Raw genomic sequence first — 20885 nt, forward strand, 5'->3', positions numbered from 1 at the left:
TCACGGCAGGGCTTGCGCGAACACGTCGATGCTCCCGTTCTGGTCGCCAGGGTAGAGGTTGGACGCGGCGGACTGGAACAGGGCGAGGCTGCCGTCGGCGGAGAGGGCGACGCCATAGCCCGTGCCTCCGTTGGGGGCCCCGCCGACGAGGCTGCGGCCCAGGAAGAGAAGGGTGCCCGCGCCGAGGTCGTAGAGGTAGCCGTTGACCTGGCCGTTGTTGGCGCCGGTGAGGTAGCCGTCGCTCGCGAAGGCCACGCGCTGGCCGTTGGCGCTGATGACTGGGGCGTAGCAGTGGCCTTGGGACGCCGTGGGGTCGAGGTCGAGGTTCACGCGCGTCGTGGCGGTCAGGGTGCGGTCCAGCACGTAGATGTCGGTCTTCCCGAACAGCTCCACCATGGGGAGCAGGTTGGTGGCCGCGGACGAAAACGCGACGTAGCGGCCGTTGCTGCTCAGGCTGGGCGCGGTGCTGGCGCCGTTGCCCGCGCCTCCGGCGTACGCCGAGCTGACGCGTGTCGTCACGCCCGCCACGGACAAGTAGACGTCTGCGTGCGTGTCGCTCTCGGGCGCGCCATCGATCAGGTTCTGCGCCACGGAGTCGAAGGCCACCACCGCGCCGTCGCCGCTGATGGCCACCTCGCCGCACGCGCCGTCCGCCTGCACGGACGCGCTGCTGACGCTGACGCGCGTGGTGGTGCTGGCCACGCGGTCCCGCACGAAGACGTCGGTCACGCCGTTGGTGTCGCCAGGGACCAGGTTGGTCGCGGCGCTCGCGAACACCACGTAGCGCCCGTCGTCGCTGATGGCGGGGCGGCGAAACGGAGCGCCCACGTAGCTGGGGTCTTCCGAGCTGGGCCCGTCGGCGCGCGTTCCGTCGGTGGCCTGGCTGACGAGGTCGTACGTGCCCGTCAGGCGGTCGAAGACGAACACGTCGGTGACCAAGTTGAGGTCGCCGCTGACCAGCGCGTTGGCGGTGCTTGCGAAGACGACGTAGCGCCCGCTCGGGGTGATACGCGCGCCGCCGCTGCGCCCGACGATGCCGAGGCGCGTGGTGGTGCCCAGCATGCGGTCGCGCACGTAGAGGTCCCCGGCGGACGGCATGCCGCCGGCGATGTCGCTGGCCGTGCTGGTGTAGACCACGAAGCGTCCGTCGCCGCTGGCGCTGGGCTGTGAGCTGGTGCCGTTGGCGGAGCCCGGGGGCGTCTGGTCGTTCTGGCTGAGCAGGGTGACGTCGTTCGCGGGGGTGTCCGTGACGGACACGTGGAACACGCGCTGGCTGCTGAGACCCTCCGGGTCGGTGGCCTCGATGGTGACGTCGGCCTCGCCCACGCCGTTGGTGGCGGGGGTGAGCGTGACGTCGAAGGCCGCGCGGCCGCCCATGTTGCCCGTGATGGGGCTGAGCACGATGTTCGCGTCGGGCAGGAACGTGGTGTTCGAGGACCACGCCGTCAGCGTGACCAGGGTGGCATCGCCGCTGTCGTCGTAGACGCCCACGGTGAACGGAGGGATGGGGTAGCCCGCGACGTTGCCGGTGTCCGCGATGACGTCGAGCGCGGGCGGCAGGTTCTCGGGCGGGCCCATGTCGGTGTCTTGGGGCCCCGTATCCGACGTGCCGATGTCCGTCGCAGTGCCCGTGTCTGGGCCACCGGCGTCGTCGGGTGTGCTGGCGTCGGTGGCGGCGCTCGCGTCGGCGCCGTCCGCGTCGGGGCCCGCGCCGCTGTCCAGGGTGTCCATATCGGGGGAGTCGGCCGCGTCCGGGAGCGCCCCGTCTTGGACCACGCTCAGGTCGGGCGTGTCCCCGTCGGGCCCCATCCCCGCGTCTGGCGTCCCGCTCGGTTCGCCGCAGCCCGCCGCCACGGCCGTGAACACCAACAACCCCACCAGTCTTCCAACGCCACCTGCGCGCATCCACGTTTCCTTCCGGCGCACACGGGCGCCACCAGGGGGTCGTCGCCAGCGGTCGGAATCCTTCACGAAAAACGCCAGGAGTCGGGTCGCCGGTCTCCGCGACGAGGCGCATCATGCGTTTCGCGTGCCCGCGAAGAAAAAATCGATGGATGCAGCCCCGAGCGGGCGACCGGGGGGAGTGGGCCTTCCGCGCGCTCGCCGGACCGCCTGCTCCGCACTGCTCATCTCGATGGCCATCACCTTCGTATCGCCGCCCCTCTCCGCCCGCGCCGAGCGCGGGAGCGTGTCGTTCGCTGGTCCTCAGGGCTGCGCCGAGCAGACCCTCGACCAGGCGCTTCGGCGCTACCTCGAGCGCGCTCCCGAGGACGCGGCCGTGCCGGACGACGTCACGGTGCGTGTGGTGGCTCGCGCGTCGGGGCGGGGCTTCGTGCTGACCCTGGACGTGCAGCGGGCCGATGGGGCGACGACGCACCGTCGCGTTCGCCACGCGCGCCGCTGTGACCTGCTGCTGGAGACTGCGGCGTTGATCGCGGCGCTGGCCATCGATCCTGACGTGGCGGGCCGGCACGTGACGGGGCCGGACGTACAGCCCGGGCCGGATGTGCCCCCCAATCCCGAGCCGGACCCAGTTGACGCCGCGGCGGAGCCCGCCGGGTCTGGGGTGGACGGAACCGAGCTGGGGAGCGCCGTGGGGGACCCCTCCGGGGCGACGGACGGCGTGGCCGAGCCTGAGCCGGATCCGGGGGACGCTGCGACCGAGCCCGCGGACCCCACCGAGGGCGAGGCCGACCCCGAGCCCGGACCCGACGCTTCCGACCCTGCGCAGGCGCACCCGCTCGACCCCGGGCACGCCGTCACCGCCGCTCCGCCCGACGCCGGCTCGCTCCCCGTGCTGCCGCCCGAGCCCGCCGTCCAGCTGGCCCTCGGGGTCGGAGCGACCATGGCCTTCCACCTCTACCCGGCCACAGCAGGGGGCGTGCAGCTCACGGTCGCGTTGCTCCGGCGTCGCATGCGGGTGGAGCTCCGGCTGGCGCTGCTGGGTCTCCGCCACGTGGGCCTCGGTGAGCCCGGCTGGAACGTGCGTGTCCTGGACTACGGCGGCGACGCGGTGGGCTGCTACGCCCCGCGCAGGGGCGCGTGGTCCGTGCCCGTGTGTGGGCTCTTCGGCGTCGCTGGCGAGTCGGCCCGTGCCTCGGCGCAGGTGCCCCAGGCGGGGCGCGCCACGCGTACGCGCGTATCGCTCGGGCAGCGGGTGGGTGTGCGCTGGGCACCGCGGCGGCGGCACGAGCTGGGGCTGGACGCGGAGCTGTCGGAGCAGCTGCTGCGCCCGGTGTTCGGTGTGGCAGGCACCGACAGGCTCGTGCGCGCGCAGCGCGTCGCGTATCGTGCGTCGGTCACCTGGGCGGCGGTGTGGCCATGACCGCCATCACCCACGCGTTGTCGTCCACCCGCATGAAGCGCCCGTCGCAGGATCTCGTCGCGCTCGAAGGCCTCTACCGCCGTCATCACGCGATGGTGCGGCGGCTGGTGGAGCGCTTTGGTGTGGAGGACGCGTGGGTGGACGACGTGACGCACGACGTGTTCCTCGAGATCTCCCGCGCCGAGCCCGAGCTGCGGCCCCCGGCCCGCGAGCGCGCGTGGGTGGCGGGGGTCACGCGCAACCTGGTGCTGCGGCATCGGCGCAACCTCTTCCGGCACATCCGCCGCGTGCACGCCGTGGCCGCCGAGCACCCCACGGTGAGCCACGGCGAGCAGGGGCGGAGCGATGCCGCGCGTGACCTGCACGTGTTGCTCGACCAGCTGAGCGAGGAGCAGCGCACGGTGTTCGTGCTGTCGGAGCTCGAGGAGTGGACCGCGCCCGAGATCGCGGCCGCGCTGGGCATCAAGCTGCCCACGGTGTACTCGCGTCTGCATGCCGCGCGCGAGGCGCTGACCCGGGCACTCTCACGGGTGCGTGCGCGCGAGAGGGGGACCGCATGAGCGAGCCACGGTCAGAGCTGGACAAGCTCATCGCGCGCGAGAAGGCTGCGTACCAGGAGCGCGCAGACGCATCGGCCGCGCCTGGTGTGCCCGACGCGGGTTGGGAGCGCCTGCGCGCCGCAGTGGAGGGCGGCGCCGCGGCGCCGGTTGGGTGGACCGCGCGCGCCAAGCTCGCCGTGGGGGTGGCGACCTGCGTGGCCTTGGGTGCGCTCGGGTGGACGCTGTCTTCGAGCGGCTCGGGAGTGGAGGGGGCGACAGAAGTTGCACCAGCGCAGGACGCGCAGGACGCGCCGGAACGCAGCGCGCCGGACGCGCCAGCGTCGGACACGGTCGAGCCGGGGGCGCGACGGGGCGAGGAGTCGACCGTGGGCGCCGCGCGCGAGCTCGAGGACGCGGTGGAAGGCGGGTCGGGGGATTCGCGTGGGGTGGCCGCGCCCGGGCCGAACGGAGAGACCGGGGGCGCTGACAGCGACGCTTCGGCCGAGGCCACCGAACCGTCCACCAGAGCAGCGCGCGAGCCCCGCGGAGGGCACCCATCTGCGGCGCACCCCGAGCCATCCGAGGACTCACTGGCCGCCGAGCTGGCGCTGCTCTCCCGCGCCCGCGCTGCGCTGAACGCCGGCCGCTACGACGAGGCGCTGGCGATTGCGTCGGAGCACGCTCAGCAGTTCCCGAGCGGTGTCTTGGCGCCCGAGCGTCGGGCGGTCGCCTCGCGCGCACGTTGCCGAATGGCCGCCGCCGAGCGCGGCGACGAGGAAGCGGTGAGGGCCTGTCCGTGACACGCGCGAGCGTCTGCCTCGCGACGCTCGTCGCGTTGGCGGCCGGCTGCACCACGGGCGTGGGCGTGGTGGGGCGCGTGACGGACGCGGACGGTGATGGCGCGACCGGGCAGGACCTGGGCGCGGACCAGGGCGAGGGCGACGCGGGCGGGGACCTGGGGGTCGACCTTGGGTCGGCCGACGGGGGCGACCTCGATGCGGGGTCTGGGGACGGCGGGTCGGGCGACGCCGGCCCGGACGACGTGGGCACGGGCGATGCCGGTACGCTGAACTGCCACGACTGGACCTTCAGTGCGGGCGCGAACGGACGCATCGCGAACGCCACCGTGGCAGGTGCGTTCACGCTGGACGGCTGGGCGCGCGTCCTCGAGGCCCCCGCTGGTGTGGACGGCCAGCTCGTCGGCGTGGAATCGAACGCGCCGTGCGACGGAGCGGCCGAGCGCTGGTCGGTCCGGGTCGACGCCGCGGGCACCACCGTCACCGCATCGGGCGGCGCCAGCTTCGTCACCAGCACGGGCGCAGGCGGCAGCGTGGCGCTCGGTACGTGGTTCCACTTCGCGCTGGTCCACGACGGCGCGAACGACGTACGCCTCTACGTCGACGGGGGGCTGGTGCAGACCCAGTCCTCGGCTGGTCCGTCGTACGCGGCCACCTGCGCCCTGCATGTCGCGAGCGACCTGTTCCAGGCCTCAGCCGTCTCGATGCAGCTCGCATCGCTGCGCCTGTCGACGGGCGAGCGCTTCACGTCCGACTTCGACGCGGGCGCGCTCCACACGCTCTCGGCCTCGGCCGAGACGGCGTGGCTGTTCGACGTGCCTGGGCTCGTGGGCAGCCCGCTGCTGGACACCGTCGCGGGGCTCGAGCTGCGCTCCGACATGGCCACGGCACAGACCGCCTCGCCCGACTGCCCGTAGCGCGCGGCTCACGAACGGCGGGTAGCGTCCGTGCATTCTCGAGCTTCGACGTCTTGCGCGCCGCAGCATCGCGGTCGGCGACAAGTGCGTTCCTCCGATGGAAACGGCGGGCGCCGAGCGACCCACCCTCGATGACCGAACACCGCTCTCTGCGTGCGCGGCAAGCCGCCGTGTGCTCCTCCCTGAACCCGTCCGCATTCGCGCCCAAGTTCGTGCCGCTCGTGCTCTTCGCGCTGCTCGCGCCGTCTGCGCTGCCAGGCTGCGGCGGCAGTGGCGGTGGCGCACCCGACGCAGGCGGCACGGATGCCTCCGTCGATGGCGCGTCCACACCGGACGACGCGTCGCTTCCGGATGGCGCGTCGATGTCCGACACGTCGCTCGCGGACGCGGGCTCCGCCGTCGCTGTCACGCTGACTGGCGTGCCGCACATGGGCTCCGTGGTGCTCTCGTGGGGCGACACCGGGGCGGCGCGCTACGACCTGTACTACGCCTTCGAGCCCGGCTGCGACATCGCGGACATCGCCGCGTGCGGTGGGGCCCTGGTGTCGGGCGTCAGCGCGCCCTACACGCTGGCGGGGCTCCCGAACGGCCGCAACGTGTGGGTGCGCGTCGCCTCGGTGGCGGGAGACGTGGCGCTCTCGAATGAGGTCGGTGTGCGCCCCGATCAGTGGACGCTGCCAGAGGACGGCTACAGCGACGTGCGCGCCTTTGCGCGCGACGAGGACGGCACGGTGTACCTGGGCGGCAGCTTTGCGCAGCTGGGGGTGCACACCGGTGGGGGCGCGCCGCTGACCCTCGAGGACACGCGCCCGACCACCTACGCGAGCGTGGAGGGGACCGTGTACGCGGTCGTCCCGGACGGCACGGGCGGCTGGTTCGTGGGCGGCACGTTCACGGTGGTGGACGACCAAGCGCGCACGCACGTCGCGCACGTGCGCGCCGACGGCACCCTGGACGCGTTCGCGCCCGTTTTGGACGGCGCGGTGCTCGCGCTGGCGCTCGCGGGCGACACGCTCTACCTCGGCGGCGAGTTCACCAGCGTGGACGGTGCACCCCGCGCGCGTCTCGCGGCTTTCGGCCTGGATGGCCAGCTGCAGCCCTGGGCGCCTGCAGCGAACGGCGCCGTGCGCGCGCTCGCGGTGCGGGGCGACCTCGTGTACGTCGGCGGCGAGTTCTCGCAGCTGGGCGGCCAGTGGCGCGCGAACCTCGGGGCCGTGGACACCGCGGGCGTCGTGGACGCGTGGGACCCGAGCCCCGACGACCACGTCCACTGCATCGCCCTCACCGACGCCGCCACCTATGTGGGCGGGGCGTTTCGCGCCATCGGGGGCGGAACGTTCGCGGGCGTGCGGCGCTACGCCGCCTCCTTCGACCTGGACGGTGACCTGACCAGCTGGAACCCAGACGCGAACGGCGCGGTGCACGCCATGGTGGCGACGGAAGACGCGCTCTACCTGGGAGGAGCATTCGTGGGCCTACACGCGACCGCGCTCGTCCCCGCGGCCCGCGCGCACGTCGCGGCGATTCGCTTCGACGGGACCATCCTCCCGTTCGACCCGGGCACCGACGGGCCCGTGTTCGCGCTCACCGTGTCGCCAGATGGACTGGTCATCGGTGGGAGCTTCGCGAACGTTGGTGGGGAGGCACGCACGCGCCTCGCCGCGTTCGACCTGGACGGCGCGCTACGCCCCTGGGAGCCGTCTCCCAACGGGACGGTGACGGCGCTCGCCAGCGGCGCCGCCAGCATCTATGTGGGAGGCGGTTTCTCGGCCGTACACGCGGAGTCGCGCCAATACATCGCGGCCATCCGTGCGGACGGAACGTTGTCACCGTGGGCGCCGCTCCTCGACGGCGTGGTGCGCGCCATCGAGCGCGTGGGCGACGTCTTCTATCTGGGCGGCGACTTCACGTCGGTCGGGGGCACCACGCGCCTGCGGCTCGCGGCCGTGACGCGCGATGGCGCGCTCACGGACTGGGACCCGTCTGCGGATGGCACGGTCAACGTCATCGCGGCGGGGGGAGACACGCTGTACGTGGGTGGGACCTTCACCACCCTCCACGGGAACGTGCGCAACCGCATCGGGGCCGTCAGCGCTGACGGGGACGTCACGGCTTGGAACCCCATGCTCGACAGCGGCAATGTGTGGACCATCGTGGTGGACGAACCGACCGTGTACTTCGGCGGGGAGTTCGGCTTCGTGTCGGGTCAGGCACGGAACGACCTGGCTGCGGTCGACACGGATGGTGCAGTCACGGCTTGGAACCCGAACCCCAACGGCCGCGTGGCCAGGATGGCGCGACGCGGTGACACCCTCTATCTGGGCGGCGCGTTCAGCACGTTCGGGGGAGGCATCCCGCGGGCGCGTCTCGCAGCGGTCTCCACGGACGGCACCGTGCTCGCTTGGGACCCTGCGGCGGACAACCAGGTCTATGGCCTCGGACTGGCCGAGGACGGGACCCTCTACGTGGGGGGATTCTTCTCCATGCTCGCCGGGGAGCCTCATGCCTACGTCGCCGGCATCGAGGCCGCGGGGGCGCCGCTCGCGTGGGGTCCTGTGCTGGATGGTCCGGCCTACGTCTTCCTTCCGGTGGGCGAGGAGCTGTGGATCGGCGGCGGGTTCGGCTTCGTGGGGGGACGCCACATCCGCGGCCTGGCCGTGGTGGAGCGCTGAAGTCCGAGAACGTCCGATGGATGCGTGGGCGTGCGGGCGACCGAACCCGTGATGCACCCTCTCCACGCTCTGTCTTCCGCTGTGTCGCTCCGGTCGATGTTCGCCGCCGTGGCAGTCGGCACCATCTGCGTGGGCGGCTGCGGGAGCGGTGGCGGCCCGGTCGCGCTCGATGGCGCAGTGTCCGATGCCGCGTCTCAGGACGGTGCGCTCGTCGACCTGGCCCACGACGACGCTGCGCTCGACGCTGCGTCGCTGGACGCGGGACCCGCCGTGGCCGTGACGCTCTCTGCGGTGGCGCACATGGGCTCGCTGGTGCTCACGTGGGAGGACACCGGCGCCGCGCGCTACGATGTGTTCTACGCGCTCGCGCCGGGCTGCGACCCGCTGAACATCGAGGCCTGCGACGGCGGCGCGGTAGTGCGTGGCGTCGCGTCTCCGTACACGCTCACGGGCCTGCCCAACGACGAGAACGTCTTCGTGCGGGTCGCCTCGGTCGCGAACGACACCGTGTGGTCCAACGAGGTGGGTGGCCACCCCGACCGCTTTGTGCTCCCTAACGTCAGCACCAACGAGGTGCGGGCGTTTGCCCTCGGGGACGACGGGACACGCTACCTGGGTGGCGTGTTCCAGTACGTGGGCGTGAACACGGGCGGGGGCGTGCCGCTCGCCCTGGGCGACGAACGGCCCTCGGTCTTCGCGAACATCGACGGCAAGGTGCTGGCGGCGGTCTCGGATGGCGCAGGCGGGTGGTACGTGGGTGGGGACCTGCGCTTCGCGGACGGGGTGTCGCGGGGACACTTCGCGCACGTGCTGCCCAACGGACAGCTGGGCAGCTTCGCGCCGGTCTTCGACCACCCGGTGACGGCGCTGGCGTTCGACGGTACCAACCTCTACGTGGGTGGCCGCTTCACGCAGGTCGACGGGCAGGGGCGCGCGCGCCTCGCTTCTTTCACGTCGGAAGGCGTACTGAGCTCATGGGCTCCGAACGCGGACGATGACGTGCTGGCGCTGGCGGTGCGGGACGACACGGTCTTGGTCGGGGGCAATTTCCTGAACGTCGCGGGGCAGTCACGCGCGCACCTCGCCGCGTTCGACGCGAACGGGTTGCTGCTCCCTTGGAATCCCAGCCCCGACGACACGGTGCGTGCCATCGCGGTCAGCGACACGACGACGTACGTGGCCGGGGCGTTCACGGCGCTGGGCAGCGGCACGTTCACGACCCCGCGGCGCCGCCTGGCGGCGTTCGACGCGAGCGGCGCGCTCACTCCTTGGAACCCTGACGCGGACGGGGCCGTCCACGCGCTCGCGCTCGGGCCCGACGCCGTGTACGTAGGGGGGGCGTTCACAGCGCTGTCCTCCTCGCTGATCGTCCCCGTGTCGCGTCCACGCCTGGCCGCCGTCACGTTCGGAGGTGTCGTGCTCCCCCTGCGCGCCTCCGTCGTGGGGCAGGTCGACGCGCTGGCGTGGGCGGGTGGGCGCCTCATGGTCGGGGGCACGTTCCTCTCCATCGATGGCGAGCTTCGCGATCACATCGGCGCCTTCGAGTCGGACGGTACGCTCTCCAGCTGGGCGCCTCACGCGAACGACCGCGTGACGACGCTGGCCAGCGCTCCGAGCGGCGTGTTCGTGGGCGGCGCGTTCACGTCGCTCGCGGGTGCGCGGCGCAGCATGGTCGCCGCCGTGCATGCAGACGGCACCCTCAGCGACTGGGCGCCGAGGGTGGATGGCCCCGTCTACGCGCTCGCGGAAGCGGGTGGCGACATCTTCCTGGGTGGTGCGTTCGGCATGGTCGAGGGCGCGACCCGGTCACGCCTCGCCGCAGTGGATCACGCCGGTGTGCTGACGGGGTGGGACCCGGGCGCGAGCGGCACGGTGACGGCGCTGGCCGTGGCGGGGTCGACGGTCTACGTGGGCGGGTTCTTCGGCGCCGTGGGGGGAGGCCTCCCGCGCGCCCACGCGGCGGCGATCACGACCGACGGAGCGATCACGCCCTGGGCGCCGGCGTTCGACGCCGACGTCGACGCCATCGCGGTGGGTGGAGACCACATCTACGTCGGGGGGACGTTTCATCAGGTCTCGGGGCAGACCCGGAACTACGTGGCCGCCGTGGGAACGGACGGCAGCGTCTCGTCCTGGAACCCCGACCCGGACGGGGCAGTACGGGCCATCACGATCGACGGCGACACCATCTACTTGGGCGGCGCGTTCAACGTCATCGGCGGCGGGCTCACCCGCATGCAGATCGCGGCCGTCGGCGCGGACGGTTCGTACCTGAGCTGGAACCCCGGCTGGACGAGCGGGAACGTCACGGCCATTGCCATCGCCGACGACGGAACCATCTACGCCGGGGGCTACTTCACGACATTCGGGGGGCAGACACGATTCTCCGTGTCCGCGACGGACCCCACCGGCACCGTGTTGCCGTGGGCGCCTTCTGCGACGCCTGGCGTCCAGGCCTTGCTCGCGGTCGACGGTGAGCTCTGGATCGGTGGCCCCCTCCAGCGCATCGGGCCGCGCACGTCCCAAGGGTTGGCCATCGTCGAGCCGTGAGCCCCGCTCGGATGTCGGCCGCGACGGAACGCGTTTCACCCCCGCGATCGCCTCGCACGAACACGTGAGCGCAGCGCCAGCGCCAGCGCGAGTCCGGCGAACACCCGCGACCATGCGCCGTGCTCACTCGCAGGCGCGCGGACAGCGCATCCATCGAAACGTTCGGCTGCGCCGGGCGGCTCCGGGAGGTCTGTGTCTGGCGGCGGGTCCGCAGGCGCAAACACTAGCTCGAGTTCTGGGCGGTGGGCCTGATCGTCCGAGAGCGGCGGCACGAAGCCGACGTGGTGATTGGGTGTGTCCACGTGGAGCGCGACCCCGAAGTTCTGCGACGCGTCCAGCCACCGCTCCACCAACGCTGGCTCGAGCGCGATGGCGATGGTCTGCTCGCCCACGCCGAGGGGCTCGCTGAGCGCCTCGTATCCCTCGAGCACGTCAGTCCCTTCACCCTCCGCGCCCAGCTCGCTCCATGGCACCCCCGCCGCGCGCGTCCGCCACCCCACACCCACGCCCTCGCCATCGGGTGCGCTCGCGTCCCAGGGCACGGCCAGATAGCGCACCACCACGCGCGGTGCGCCCGTCTCCCACCACACCACCCGCAGCCGGAGCGTCGCGCTCGCCAGGCGATGGCCCTCGAGAGGCGCGAGCCCCTCGAACCGCAGGAGCGGGGAGATGTCGTAGCCCATCGTGTCCGGGAGGTCGCCGATGCACCAGTCGCCCCCGTCGGTGAACGTCGTCCCGTTCATCCCGAATCCTGTGTCGGCGAGACCCAGCGAGGAGATGTTCACCGAGCGTGTCCCCGCGTATCCGTCGAGGCCATCGCGATAGACGAACGTCTCCTGGGCGTGGGCTAGGGTCGCGGATCCGAATGTCGACAAGGCGAGCACGAACGCCAGGAGGCGGAGCACGGGTGAGGCCTGCATACTCAGTCATCGGGGGCCGAGAGGCGCATCCGTCACGGAATCTGCGCGAGCACGTCAGAAGGCCTCCGTGATGAGACGCGGCGACGGGCGCGAGGTCCCGTCAGCGCGCCTCCCAGGGCCACCGTTGCCCAGCCGGGAGCAGCCACGCGTCTCGCGCCGCGGAGTACACGGCGCGATAGCGCTCGTCTGCTGGAACGCACTGCGCGGGGACAGGCTCGGGCTCGGCGCCGTCCGCGATGTCCTCCTCGGTAGGGTATCCGTAGCACTCTTGGAGCATCACCTCGGTCACGTAGTGGACGTCGAAGTCGTCCACGCCGTCGGCGTTGGCGTCGGTGCGCGTCACCTCGGTGCGCTGGGTGAAGGCGCCGCCGTGACCGTCTTCCTCGTACAGATCGAGCAGCCGGAGCTGCCTGTCCAGGGTGTCGCCGTCGACGTAGTGCACCATCCTCGTGTTCGAGCCCCCGTCGCCAGCGGGCCACTCGGTCCCCGTTTCCACGTCGACCACCAGCTCGGGTCGCCCGTCGTTATCGATGTCCTCGACGGCGCGCACCTGCGCGGTGGTGGTGTCGTCCGCGTCGCCGAACCAAAGCGCGGTGCTTCCATCGACGACGGGTTGGCCGCCAGCGGGCCACGACACACGCACGACGAGCAGCTGACGGTCTGTGGATGCGAGCCCGTTCGGCACCGACTCCCAGCACGGCGACACGCAGTAGTCGCCATCGCACGAGCTGTCGTCGTTCTCCTCGCAGGCCGTCATCAGCGCGTCGAGCTCGTCGTCGAACGCGTCTCCTCGGCCCTCGTCCACGGCGCGGGCGCGCAGCTCGAGGAAGGGGCCTGTGACGTAGCCGACCCAGAAGACGCGCGCGCCCGACACAGCGCCGGCGGAGGCTGTGAACGCGGGTTGGATGGCGCGCGGCCGGCCTTCGCGCGCGAGCTCTGCGACCTCCGACGGGACCGTCGCATCCAGGTGCCCCGGGAGGCCCGCGGCGGACACCCCGACCGCCATCGGTCGGTCCGAGCTGACCTCGGCGATGCTCGGTGTGCCGCGGCGTGACGCGCCACAGCCGAGGGCGCCTACGAGCGAGAGGGTGATGGCCACGAACGGTCGGCGCATGGAAAGGCTCCTGGAAGGACGGACGCAGCGGAGCGCCTCCAGCCATGCATCGGCTGCAGCAGCGCCCCGCGCGTCGTAGGCTCGGGCCGAGGACGACAGATCCATCACGAGCGCCGACAGGCCGTCGCCCGCGTCACGGGCTCGGCTGGCAGACGAAGCCTTGGTTCACGTTGCAGAACTCCGTGCCGTTCAAGCAGCAGTCGATGGGGTCGGCGCCGCACTCGAGCGAGCCCGCTGGACACGTGCACAGCCGGCTGACGCACATGGCCGCGCCGCAACGCGTCCCACATGACCCGCAGTTCGAGGGGTCGGTGTCGCGATTGGCCTCGCAGCCGTTGGCCGGGTTCGAGTCGCAGTCTCCGTAGGGGCCCTGGCACGTGAAGCCGCACTGCACGCCGTTGTTGCACACCGGCATCATGTTGGGCGGCGCGCCCGACGGGGTGCACTCGTTCCCGCAGAAGCCGCAGTTCACGGTCGTGTTGGTCGCCGTCTCGCAGCCGTTGGTGGGGTTGGTGTCGCAGTCCCGGAACACCCCCTGGCACGTGAAGCCGCACGTGCGGTTCGTACAGCGCGGTGTGGCGTTGGCCCGCATCGGGCACGCCATGTCGCACGCGCCGCAGTGCAGCGCGCTGGTGTTCACGTTCGTCTCGCAACCGTTCGTGGGGTCGCCGTCGCAGTCCCCGAAGCCGTCGTTGCAGTCGAAGCCGCACGTCCCACCGTCGCAATTGGGCGTCGCGTTGTTGCGGGCGGGGCAGGGCATGTTGCAGTCGCTGCAGTGCAGCGGGCTGTTCTGGGTGTCCACGCAGGAGCTCCCGCACAGTGTCAGCGCGCCGCAGGAGTTGGTGCACTCGAACGTGCCGCCGCCCATGTCCTGGCAGAAGGGTGTCGCACCCGAGCACATGATGCCGCAGCCGCCACAGTCGGTGGCGGTGGTCACGTCGGTCTCGCAGTCGCTCGCGTCGCCGTCGCATGTCGCCGAGCCAACGGGGCAGACGAGCCCGCACGCGCCGTCGGTGCACACCGCCTGGCCGCGGGTGCCTGCGGCGCACACGGTCCCGCATGCGCCGCAGTTGGCCACGTCGTCGTCGACCGTCTGACACCCCTCCGAGCAGCGCAGCTGCCCATCGGGGCACTCTTCGAACGGGTCGAGGCTCGTGGGCGGCTTGTAGTTCGCAACGCACACGGCGTCGACACAGCCCAACGTCTGGTCGTCGCAGGTGGTGCCCACGCAGGTGTCCCACAGACGCAGCTGGACGACACGCGTCTCACCCTCGATGTAGCCGCTCACCACGCTGCTGCTGACGAAGGGCGTCTCGGTACCGCCCACCACCTCGATGCCCTGCGCCACGACCCGGAACAGGCGCTCGGGGTCGTTGCCGAGGGGCGCGAGCGCGAGCTGTCGGCGCACCGCCGGGTCGTAGTCTTCTTGCTCCACCAGCTCGGACGGAATGAGGCTCGCCCCGCCGCGATCGCCTCCGTACACCTGCACGCGCAGGCGCACGGCGCGGTCGACCACACCTGGGTCGGCGAACACGAAGATGACCACCTGCGACGCGGGAGGTGTGGTGGTGCAGCTGGGGACGCCCAAGCCCAGGAGGAGGAGCGCCATGGCGAGCTTGCGGGCGTTCACGGCGCGCTCCGCAGCGTGAGGATGACGTTGCCGCTGTCGCCGCGCACGCCGTACTGCGGGGCGCCTTCGCGACCCGAGAGCACCACGCTCATGACGACGACCGCAGCCACGACGACCGCGCCACCGACCGCCAAGCCGACGATCAGCCCGGTGTTCGAGCCGCGCTCGTCCTCGCGGCTGAGATCTGCTCCCGGCGGTCCGTCTCGCTGCTCGGCCATGCGCGCCGCCTGCTCGGGCGTGGGCACCTGCCCCGCGCGCGCCTCGAGGGCCCGGCGCTCGGCGACCTGCTGCTCGAGCACGGCGATGCGCGCCTCCACCTGCGCCCGCTTGGGAGACTCGGGGCTCTGCGCCACGTACTCGCGGAACACCTCGAGCGCCTCCTCCTGGTGGCCCAGGCGGTCGGCGCAGGTGCCGATGTTGTACAGCAGCTCGGGTCGGTGGCTGAGCTCGTACGAGCGGGTGAAGTACTCGTGTGCGTCCTCGAAGCGCCCCTCGTCGAAGGCGACGCGGCCCGCCACGAACAAGGCGCGCGCTTCCTCTTCGGACGCGGGCTGTTGCGCACGCGCGAACTCACACGGGACCAAGAGCACCAAGGCTAGAACCGAGGCCCACCAACCCATCCGACTCGACATCACCACCACCTTTGGACGCTTCGATGCTCGTCGATTCGTCCACCCACGTCAACGCCCATGTGGCACGCGGAGGCTTGCGCTAAGGCCCCGTGCAACCCTGTGGGCTCCCTCACAAATGCACCTCCACGGGCACGGCGAGACGACCGATCCTCGTGGGCTTCGCGCGTCAGCGCTCCGTGCTCTGGCGGTCGCTCGGCGCCTCGCGCTCCCGTGTGACAGCCGTGTGTTCGTCCGCGCTCGCGCGGCGCGCGCGGGCCGGAGCTGGAGCCGTCACACCGTCCGCGCGCATCTGCGCGGCATCGGCTGGACCCGCGACGGTACCGGCCGGGTGTTGGAACCACGCCCGCGGGTCCGCTCCGTCCGGCTGCTCGCGCACCTTCAGCACCGTGAACATGCCGCCCATGTCCACGTAGCTCGCGGGCCCGTGGGCGCCCCGCATCGGCAGGCTGTTGGGCGGGATGGGCATCTCCATCTCGCCCATGCCGCCCATGCCGCGCGTGCCCATCGTCATGTACTCGGGCATCACGCGCCGCATGCGGCGGTCCACGCGCTGCATGTCGGCGCCCGTCACCGGGGGCGTGCCGTGACCCATCTGCGTCATCACGTGGTGGGTCATGTGGCAGTGCATGGCCCAGTCGCCCAGCTCCTCGGGCACGAACTCGATGACGCGCGTGCTGCCCGTCGGCACCAACACGGTGGTGTCGGGTCGTTGCGCCGACTCGGGGATGTACCCGCCATCCGTGGCGGTGGTGTGGAACCACAGGCCGTGCAGGTGCACCGGGTGATGGTCCATCGGGCTCAGGTTGCCGAAGCGGATGCGCACGCGCTCGCCGCGCCCCACCAGGAGGGGCGCGGTCCCGGGGAACACCCGGCTGTTGAAGGTGAGCACGTTGAAGTCCTTCATCTCGGTCGGGTCGGGTCGTCGCGCCCCTACGTCCAAGCGGAACTCGTGGGTCATCAGGGCGAAGTCCCGGTCCACGCGCGGGCCGCGGGGACGGCGTGGGTGGACGATGAGCATGCCCTCCATGCCCAGCGCGATCTGCGTCATCTCGTCGTAGTGCGGGTGGTACATGTACGTGCCCGGGTGGCGCACCGTGAACTCGTACATGAACGTCTCACCGGGCGGGATGGGCGGCTGGGTGAGGCCCGCGACTCCGTCCATCCCGTTGGGCAGCACGATGCCGTGCCAGTGCACGGTGGTGCCTTCTGCCAGGCGGTTGCTCACGTAGAGGCGCAGGCGGTCGCCCTCCACCGCTTCGATGGTGGGACCCGGGGTGCGTCCGTTGTAGCCCCAGCACTCCGCGCGCAGGCCGGGCGCGAACTCGTGGTCGACGGGCTCAGCCACCAGGTGCCCCACCTTCACGCCGTTCACGAGGCGTAGTGGGAGCGTGGCGCCGTTGGGGGTGATCACGGCGGGCTGCCCGCCGGGAGCGACGGTGAGTGCGCGGCCGGGCGCGCGCTCGGCTGCTGCGGCGGCTTCGGCTTGGGCCTCCGTCGCGGCGGCTGCGTCGGCGGCGGCGCGTTGGGCCTGCGCGCGGTCCACGCGGGTGGCGACCACGGCGGACGCAGCCAGGCCGGTGTATCGGATGAAGTCTCGGCGATCCATGCTCAGTGGCCCTCCGCGGCGCCGCTGGCCCCGCTGCTCATCGTCGAAGCGCCGCGCGGCGCGCCTTCCACCTGCTTCCCAGCCAACAGCGCGGTCATCTCCGCCGTCGCGCTCCAGTACTCACGCAACGTCTCCACGTGCGCCAGCTGCGCCTCGAGCTCCTCGCGCCGCGCCTGCAGCAAGTGGTAGATGCCTACTTGCATGGCGTTGTACTGCAGCAGCGTCTGCTGGGTGACGCGCGCTTGTCCGGGGACGATGACGGTCTGGTACTGGCGGGCCCGCGCGTGCGCCGACGTCACGCGATTGCGCGCCTCGCGCGCGGCCGAGCGCAGATCCACGGCCTGTCCGTAGAAGCGCTCCAGCAGCGCGTCGAACTCCGCCTGCAGCGCGCGTGTGGTGCCGCGCTGCTGGTCGAAGAGGGGCACGCCCACGCTCACGCCGCCACCGAAGCGCCAGCCGCTCGAGCCCATCGGGTCGTCCTCGGGGTTGCCGTTCAGCGCGTGCAGGTCGACCGCGATGTCCGGTAACCATCCCGCGGTGCGCGCGACCCCCGCACGCCGCGCGAGCCCCTCGAGGCGCTCACGCGTCTCGCGCAGGTCCAGGCTGGCCTCGATCACGTCCTGCTCGACGGCGGTCGGGATGCTCGGGGCCTCGGGCACCGGCGGCAGCTCGCCCGTCAGCTCCCACGCCGTGTCTGCTCCGTGCGCGCCCAGCAGCCGGTGCAGGGCTTCGCGCGCGGTGGCGACCGCGAGCTCCAGCTCCGCCACGGTGATGCGGGCTCGCTCGTACGCGACCTCCATGCTCGCCACGTTGAGCTCGGGGACGTTGCCAGCGGCGTACATGGCGCGCGCGGCGTCACGGCCGGCCGCGTGGGTGTCCAGCATGCGCTGCGCGAGCGCGAGCTGCTGCTCGCTGGCCTGGACGCGATAGAACGCGACGCGTACGTGGTAGCCGAGCGCCACGACCGCGCCAGCGGCATGGAAGCGGGCGGCGGTGAGCTCGGGGGCTGCTGCGCGGGCACGTCGGGGCGCGAGGATGGCGCTCGTGAGGTCGTACTCCACCCGCAGCTCGAAGCGCGAGTTGCGTTCCGGCTGAAGCTCCACCTCGACGGTCGGGTTGGGCAGCACGCCGGCTTGCATCAGGCGCCCGCGGGCGACGCCCAGCTCCCGCAACGTGGCTCGCAGCTCTCGGTTGTTCAGCAGCGCGACGCGCACCGCGGCGTCGGCGGTCAGCGGCTCGCCCAACATCCGATGGGCTTCCTCGGAGGCCACCGGGTCGACCTCCACGTCGGCCACCGCGGCCAGGCGCTGCACGCCCGTCAGCTCGCGCACGCGGGCCACGTCCGGACTCATGGAAGGTCGCGTGCAGCCGACGAGCGCCACCGCGAACAGGCTGTACCAGCCGAGCCTCATGGCGCGACCTCGTGCTCGCTGCCGTGTCCTGCCGAGCCGTCTTGGTCCGCGGACGGGTCGTGGACGGTGGGCGCACCGTGTCGTGCATGTCCGGCGTGACCCGCGTGCGGATCGACGCCCGTGCCCCCGGAGCCGAGCCCCGCCCAACCCGCCGCGTCCTCACCCGGGAGCGGTGGGTCTGCGTCCAACGCTCGGGTCACCGGCGCTGGCGGGCCAGCCTGCGCATCGAGCGACGCGGCGGAACCTTCCGGGAAGTGCGTAGGGACGGTGCGCGACGCGCACGCGACGAGGAGCAGGGCGCCGAGGCCTGCGTGAGCTTGGCGGAACGGAGACGTCACGCACTACTAGGCATTAGCGCACCGTGGCGTGACACCTCCACTCGAAACGGCATGCGCCGGCCGCGCACGGCGCGAGGGGACGCACCACGGCGGCCTGGAGCCCCGGGGCCTGGCGGAACCTCGGGTGGGCCCGGACACATGTCCGCGACGCGTCGGGAACGGACGGTCGTCCGCTCGGCGCAGCTCCTCGATGGAGGCCCCCCGTGATGGAAATTGCTTTGATTCTGCGGCGTACGAGGCGCGCCGATCGGCGGGCGCGTGTGGCACGTGCGCTGCACTGGGGACGGCGCAGGCGGCGCACGGATGCGTCGCATGACCACCATTGGAGTCCAGTTTCATGCCCTACTCGCACCCAGTTCCCCCCAACGTGCCCCTGCGTCCTTCCTCGAGATCATGCGCATGGTCTGCCCATACGAGGGCCCGCCGAATGGCGTCGCTGCTACTTGCGACGACTGCGCTCATGGGCTGCGCCGATGAGGACCCGGAACCCGCGCGTGAGGGCGCCGCCCTCGACGCACACCTCCACGTCGCCAGCCAGGCCCTGACCGACTTCTTCACGGGGGGTGGGGTACCGGCGCCAACGGGGGCCGAGCTCGTGGCGCGTCTCGACGAGGCGCGGGTCACACGCGGCGTCGTGCTCGCTCCTGGCTACATGCCGTTCCCCGACGATTCGTACGTGGGTCCAGAGAACGACTACGCCGCTGCGCAGGTGGCCGCGTTTCCGGACCGACTGATAGGGTTCTGCGGCATCAACCCCCGCTTCGACAGCGCGCCCGACGAGATCACACGATGCCTCGCGCTACCGGGCATGGTCGGCATCAAGCTTCATCTCCCTGCGTCGGAGGTCGACCTACGCAACCTCGACCACGTCGCGGCCCTCGCCGCGGTGTTCGAGCGAATCGACGAGAGTGGCGCACCCGTCATGCTGCACACGGGAGACCCCTGGAGTCAGCCACTGGACAACGATGCGTTCGCTCGTCTCTCGGAGATCATCAATGCACACCCGAGCGTCCGCATCGCGCATGCGCACTGCGCTGGGAACACGGACGACGCCAGCATCGAGGCTTGGCTGCGCGTGCCGGGCTCCGGGTATCGAGCCAATGCCTTCGTGGATACGAGCGCGTGCCTGCGATTCTACCGTGACGCACCCCTCGCAACCCGAGAGCTGATGGTGTGGCGCTTTCGCCAGTGGGGCATCGAGCGGGTGCTGCTCGGTTCCGACTATCTTCAGTTCCAGCCCGAAGAGACACCCGCGGAGGCTATCGCGACGCTGCGCCAGTACCCTTTCACCACGGAAGAGCTGGACGTGATCCTCTCCAACGACGGTGCTGCATGGCTCGTCGGCGCGAGCGAGTAGCGTCGCTTCGTGTCGCGGAGCGCGTCGGCGGAGTCGGCGTGTGGTGGGCGCCCGTCGCCCTCACTCGCTGACTCGGCGTTCGACGCGCAGCCCGGTACGCTCCATCCGCCGGTACAGCGCCTGCCGGCTCATCCCGAGGTCGGCTGCAGCCCGCGACACGACCCCGGAGGCACGCTGGAGCGCGAGCTCGACCACCTTTCGCTCAGGCCCGTTCGTGGCGATGGGTGTCGCTCCGCGCTCGGTGCGACGCACGCGGAGGTCGCGTCCGTCGTCCGCCGGCAGCCCCAGGTCGCTCGCGACGATGACCCCGCCCCGGCACACCAAGCTGGCGCGACGTAAGCGGTTCTGCAGCTCGCGCACGTTCCCGGGCCACCGGTGCCGCAGGAGTGCATGCCTCGCGCCCGGTCCGAGCTCGAGGGCGCCGTGCTGCATTCGAAGCGCTTGCAGCAAGTGGTCCGTCAGCACCAGGATGTCGTCGGCGCGCTCGGCCAAGGAAGGCAGCCGAAGCTCGATCACGTTGAGCCGGTACAACAGGTCCTCTCGGAACGCCCCGGTCGCGACCGCCACGTCGAGGTCGGCGTTGGTCGCGGAGACGACCCTCACGTCGCATCGGCGCGTCGTGCTGGATCCGAGGCGCTCGTACTCACCCGTCTCCAGCACCCGCAAGAGCTTCATCTGACCAGCGAGCGACAAGTTGCCCAACTCGTCGAGGAAGAGCGTTCCACGGTGCGCAGCTTCGAAGCGCCCCACACGCGCCCTGAGTGCGCCCGTGAACGCGCCAGCTTCGGCCCCAAAGAGCTCCGCTTCCAGCAGATCCTCTGGCAGCGCGCCCGCGTTGACACGCACGAACGGACCGCCTCGTCGCGCGGAGTTGTGATGGACGATGTCTGCTATGCGCTCCTTTCCCGCGCCATTGGGGCCCGTGATCAGCACCGGCGCGTCAGACGGGGCCACGGCGACCGCCAGGCACGCGACGTCGTGCATCGCCGCGCTCTGGTAGACCAGGCCGCGGAGGTCGTGCCGGGCCGCGAATGTGGCCTGGCTCTCTGGTTCGGGTGTCGCGTCCATGATGTTCC

Annotated in this window: 16 protein-coding genes; 7 read left to right on the plus strand and 9 right to left on the minus strand. The window is 71.7% G+C overall.

The window, feature by feature from the left end; all coding sequences use genetic code 11:
* Positions 1 to 1905 (minus strand): PD40 domain-containing protein, encoded by a 1905-nt coding sequence (locus tag H6726_11360; GenBank protein ID MCB9658234.1) that lies wholly within the window; start codon positions 1903 to 1905, stop codon positions 1 to 3.
* Positions 1906 to 2134: 229 nt separating this feature from the next.
* Here H6726_11360 and H6726_11365 point away from each other — a divergent pair, with 229 nt between their 5' ends.
* From H6726_11365 to H6726_11390, 6 genes are all read left to right on the plus strand, one after another.
* Entirely contained in the window at positions 2135 to 3325 is a 1191-nt protein-coding gene (locus H6726_11365) for a hypothetical protein (protein ID MCB9658235.1), read from the plus strand.
* A complete protein-coding gene (locus H6726_11370) occupies positions 3322 to 3885 on the plus strand; it encodes a sigma-70 family RNA polymerase sigma factor (GenBank protein ID MCB9658236.1) in 564 nt (187 codons plus the stop codon). Before H6726_11365 ends, H6726_11370 begins: the two co-directional genes overlap by 4 nt.
* Positions 3882 to 4664, plus strand: coding sequence for a hypothetical protein (locus H6726_11375; GenBank protein MCB9658237.1), 783 nt, complete (start codon positions 3882 to 3884; stop codon positions 4662 to 4664). Before H6726_11370 ends, H6726_11375 begins: the two co-directional genes overlap by 4 nt.
* Positions 4661 to 5578, plus strand: a complete 918-nt coding sequence (locus H6726_11380; GenBank protein MCB9658238.1) for a hypothetical protein — start codon at positions 4661 to 4663, stop codon at positions 5576 to 5578. Before H6726_11375 ends, H6726_11380 begins: the two co-directional genes overlap by 4 nt.
* Positions 5579 to 5709: 131 nt before the next feature.
* A complete protein-coding gene (locus H6726_11385) occupies positions 5710 to 8250 on the plus strand; it encodes a WD40 repeat domain-containing protein (GenBank protein MCB9658239.1) in 2541 nt (846 codons plus the stop codon).
* A gap of 108 nt (positions 8251 to 8358) precedes the next feature.
* Positions 8359 to 10800: a hypothetical protein gene (locus H6726_11390; GenBank protein MCB9658240.1), complete on the plus strand. Its 2442-nt coding sequence runs from the start codon at positions 8359 to 8361 to the stop codon at positions 10798 to 10800.
* Between the two features lie 35 nt (positions 10801 to 10835).
* Here H6726_11390 and H6726_11395 read toward each other — a convergent pair whose 3' ends face one another.
* The 7 genes from H6726_11395 to H6726_11425 all read right to left on the minus strand — a co-directional run bounded on the left by H6726_11395 (position 10836) and on the right by H6726_11425 (position 18452).
* On the minus strand, positions 10836 to 11705 hold the full coding sequence (locus H6726_11395) for a hypothetical protein (protein MCB9658241.1): 870 nt from the start codon (positions 11703 to 11705) through the stop codon (positions 10836 to 10838).
* A 115-nt stretch (positions 11706 to 11820) separates the two neighbouring features.
* On the minus strand, positions 11821 to 12834 hold the full coding sequence (locus H6726_11400; GenBank protein ID MCB9658242.1) for a hypothetical protein: 1014 nt from the start codon (positions 12832 to 12834) through the stop codon (positions 11821 to 11823).
* A 133-nt stretch (positions 12835 to 12967) separates the two neighbouring features.
* Positions 12968 to 14464, minus strand: coding sequence for a hypothetical protein (locus H6726_11405; protein ID MCB9658243.1), 1497 nt, complete (start codon positions 14462 to 14464; stop codon positions 12968 to 12970).
* Positions 14461 to 15096 carry a tetratricopeptide repeat protein gene (locus tag H6726_11410; GenBank protein MCB9658244.1) on the minus strand — a complete coding sequence of 212 codons (636 nt, stop codon included), beginning with the start codon at positions 15094 to 15096 and terminating at the stop codon, positions 14461 to 14463. Before H6726_11410 ends, H6726_11405 begins: the two co-directional genes overlap by 4 nt.
* A gap of 166 nt (positions 15097 to 15262) precedes the next feature.
* Positions 15263 to 16702 carry a copper oxidase gene (locus tag H6726_11415; GenBank protein MCB9658245.1) on the minus strand — a complete coding sequence of 480 codons (1440 nt, stop codon included), beginning with the start codon at positions 16700 to 16702 and terminating at the stop codon, positions 15263 to 15265.
* Between the two features lie 2 nt (positions 16703 to 16704).
* Positions 16705 to 18114, minus strand: a complete 1410-nt coding sequence (locus H6726_11420; GenBank protein ID MCB9658246.1) for a TolC family protein — start codon at positions 18112 to 18114, stop codon at positions 16705 to 16707.
* Positions 18111 to 18452, minus strand: coding sequence for a hypothetical protein (locus H6726_11425; protein MCB9658247.1), 342 nt, complete (start codon positions 18450 to 18452; stop codon positions 18111 to 18113). Before H6726_11425 ends, H6726_11420 begins: the two co-directional genes overlap by 4 nt.
* Positions 18453 to 18912: 460 nt before the next feature.
* Here H6726_11425 and H6726_11430 point away from each other — a divergent pair, with 460 nt between their 5' ends.
* Positions 18913 to 19809 (plus strand): amidohydrolase family protein, encoded by an 897-nt coding sequence (locus tag H6726_11430; GenBank protein ID MCB9658248.1) that lies wholly within the window; start codon positions 18913 to 18915, stop codon positions 19807 to 19809.
* A 60-nt stretch (positions 19810 to 19869) separates the two neighbouring features.
* Here H6726_11430 and H6726_11435 read toward each other — a convergent pair whose 3' ends face one another.
* Positions 19870 to 20877 carry a sigma-54-dependent Fis family transcriptional regulator gene (locus H6726_11435; GenBank protein ID MCB9658249.1) on the minus strand — a complete coding sequence of 336 codons (1008 nt, stop codon included), beginning with the start codon at positions 20875 to 20877 and terminating at the stop codon, positions 19870 to 19872.
* Positions 20878 to 20885 lie beyond the last annotated feature (8 nt).

The sequence above is a fragment of the Sandaracinaceae bacterium genome, assembly GCA_020633055.1.
Lineage (GTDB): Bacteria > Myxococcota_A > Polyangia > Polyangiales > Houyiibacteriaceae > JADJJE01.